We start from the raw sequence: 2,124 nt of genomic DNA, 5'->3' as shown, positions 1-2,124 counted from the left end.
CTCCGGCGGCGGGTTCCGGCCGGGTTCTCGTCGAAGTGCCCGACCCGGGCGTGGCCGGCCTCGTCCACGAGCAGATACTCGATGGCGTTCCCGACTGAGAACGACGAGGTCTCACGGCCGAGCGTGTCGAAGACCCGGACCCGATTCGCACATGCGCCCGACGGAAGGGGACGCCAAAGGGAATTCTCAACCGCGTTGCCCGACCCCCTCACACCCTGCAGCACCGCAGGTCAACCGACGCCCCACCGAAAGACACACCCGACACCACACACCGAAACCCCAGGCCACGAAACACGAAACAACATTCTCAATCCGTGCCGCACCCCAGGTCAGAGGACCACACCCGCACAACCCCGCTGAGACGACACACCCTCGACGACCGACTGCCCGGACTACCCGCCACCTAGCCCCACGCGGTGCTCAGCTCGCCACGGCGACCCGGCCGGACGGATCACCAGGCCGTCGGCCGAGCCTGTCAACTGTTCGCGACCTGCGCCGGCAGGGGCCAGTTCGTACGAATGCTCTCCGGTGTGCCGGCGTCGTGCCCCTCGTACCTTCGACGGCGACCAGGGGCGTGTGGCGCTGGCACTGGCGATCACGCGGTCGGTCACGCGATGATGACGCGACGTCACCACGAGGAGGGACTTCGATATGGGTACGCACAACAAGCCCACACCGCCCCCGCAACCGGCTCCGGAGCCCTCCCCCGACGGCGACGACCCGACGCTGCGCAACCCCGGTCCGGGCACGCACAAGAAGCCGAAGTGAGCATCGAGGACGACCGTCTGGCCGGGGCGGTCGAAGCCCTGGACGCCCTGGGCGAGTTCGAGCATCCCTGGATGGGCGCCGCGTTCGCGGGGATTCCGCGGCACCGCTTCGTCCCCGACGCCGTGTGGATGCCCGACCCTGGCGGCGGCTACCGCGCGTTGGAGCGGTCCGCGGAGCCGGCACGGTGGGCCGAGGCGGTGTACGCGCCGCACGCCCCGTTGGTCGTCCAGGTCGACGACGGTCGACCCGCTGTGCCGGGCGTCGGCCGCGAGGCGTCGAGCTCGATCAGCGCGCCCTCCGCGGTGTTGTTCATGCTCCGCGCGCTGGACGTGCAGCCGGGCGACCGGGTCCTGGAGATCGGCGCCGGGACCGGCTGGAACGCCGCGCTGCTGTGCGAACGCGCCGGACCCGACCGGGTCTGCACGATCGAGATCGACCCCGCGCTCGCCGCCCGGGCCCGCGAGGCCCTGGAGACGGCCGGCTGTCGAGTGGACGTGGTGTGCCGGGACGGCGAACTCGGCCACCGCGAACACGCGCCCTTCGAGCGCGTGATCGCCACCGCCGCCGTGGGCCACGTCCCCCACGCGTGGATCGAACAGAGCGCGCCCGGAGGCGTGATCGTCGCCCCCCGCATCGTCCCTTTCCACCAGGGCGGCCTGCTCCGACTCGTCGTCGCCGACGACGGGACCGCGTCGGGATCCTTCGACGGCGGAGTGATGTTCATGCCCACCCGCGGCCAACGCTTCACCCGCTTCGACCCCGCCACACTGATCACCGACAACGCCTGGGAACACTCCGTCGAGGACACCACCGCACTCGACATCGCCGCCCTGGACGACGTCCACGCCCGATTCGCGACCTCGCTCCGCGTCCCCGACGTCCACCACCTCCTCGAACCCGACCGAGGCCAGGGCCGCACCTTGTGGCTGGCCGACGCCGCCGGAACGTCCTGGGCCGTCGTCCGCGACACCACCGACGGCGGCGAGGTCAACCGGTTCGGGCCCCGCGACCTCGCGCAGGAGGCCCACGACGCCCTGGTCCTGTGGGAAAAGACCCAACGACCCCGGCTCTGGGACTTCCGCACCACCGTCACCCCACACGGAACCACCTACCGGGTCGGCGACACCGACCAACCCTTCGCCCAAGACCCCGGCGCACCCCGCCGGTAGAACCACCGAACCCGCATCCGGGACAAACCACACCCGCCCCGCAAATGCCGCGCGCGCAGCGGCAGCGCGCTGCCGGGGAGTATCAGGAATTAGGCTCTGTCCCGTAATCGGTGGTAGCGCTTTGTGGTGATCGCTGGAGGAGGATGCGGTGGCGGAGCAGGGGGAACCCGGCTCGGCCGTGCATCTG

1 protein-coding gene is annotated in these 2,124 nt (G+C 70.9%); it reads left to right on the top strand.

The features are described 5' to 3' along the window. The first annotated feature begins 764 nt into the window (after positions 1 to 764). Positions 765 to 1,937 (top strand): methyltransferase domain-containing protein, encoded by a 1,173-nt coding sequence (locus ABZ374_RS48400; protein WP_360325196.1) that lies wholly within the window; start codon positions 765 to 767, stop codon positions 1,935 to 1,937. Positions 1,938 to 2,124 lie beyond the last annotated feature (187 nt).

This window comes from Embleya sp. NPDC005971 (assembly GCF_040629175.1).
Lineage (GTDB): Bacteria > Actinomycetota > Actinomycetes > Streptomycetales > Streptomycetaceae > Embleya.
The sequence above is the reverse complement of the archived record's forward strand: the minus strand, read 5'-3'. Positions and strand labels throughout refer to the sequence as shown.